We start from the raw sequence: 983 nt of genomic DNA on the forward strand, positions 1-983 counted from the left end.
GTATGCCCGGTGGGTGAGGTCCACTCGATGGTGCCATCGGGAAACTGCTTGTCGCGCCAGCCGGCCCAGAACGTCTTGAGCAGGTGGTGTTTTCGGCATAGGCATTTGAGGTTGGACGGGTGGGTGGGCCCGGCGGGGTAGGCGAGGGTGTGGTCGATGTCGGTGCGGTCGGCGGGCCGGTCGCAGCCGGGGAAGCGACACGTCAGGTCGCGGCAGCGGATGAACCGGGCCAGCGCGGCCGAGGGCCGGTAGCCCGGCTCGGGGGATACCTCGGCGGGAAGTAGCAGGGGGCTGACGCGCGCGCCGGCGCGGGCCAGCTCGGCGACCAGCGCGGCGGGCAGGCTGACCCCGCCGGTGAGGTGGGCCGCGGGCAACCTCGGCGCCGGAGGTTCGGGGTGGGGGGCCAGCGCCTGGGCCAGTGTCATGTCGGGGGTGAGCGGGCGGCGCTGGGGTGGGCCGGCGGTGTGCGGGTCGGGCGGGGCGGTCAGGGTGGTGGCATCGGCCACGACATGGATGGTCACCGCCGCGGCGCGTGGGTCGGCATCGAGGTGGGCGGGGCAGTCGGGGTTGGCGCAGCCGCAGGCCAGGCTGGCGGCGCCGGCGGCCAGGGCGCCCAGGGCGTCGGCGCGGCGCTGTTCGACGGTGCGCGGATCGTCGGCGCAGACCTGCCCGGCGAGTTGGGTCAGGCGGCGGTCGAGGATGGCGGCGTCGGTGGCATACAGCGATCCCCATAGGCCCGCGGTGCCGGTGGCGTGGTCGGCGGGGGTGAGGGTGACGTGGCGGCCGCGGGCCGCAGCGCGAGAGCGGCGCACCGCGGCGGGGTCATGTTGGGCGATGAGGGCGTCGATGCGTTGGGCGGTCTTGGTCACCGACAGCGGCCCGAGCCGGGCGGCGTCCTCGCCTAGCGCCGCATCGACCACGGCCAGGGTGTCGGGGTCTGTGATCAGGTCGGTGTGCCACACGATCGCCGAGGCCAGCCGCAC

1 protein-coding gene is annotated in these 983 nt (G+C 75.1%); it reads right to left on the minus strand.

Annotated elements, in window-relative coordinates; translation table 11 throughout:
• The coding region (locus SKC42_RS27390; protein ID WP_330967361.1) for an HNH endonuclease signature motif containing protein at positions 1 to 983 on the minus strand (983 nt) is incomplete at both ends.

This window comes from Mycobacterium sp. 050134 (genome assembly GCF_036409085.1).
Taxonomy (GTDB): Bacteria; Actinomycetota; Actinomycetes; order Mycobacteriales; family Mycobacteriaceae; genus Mycobacterium.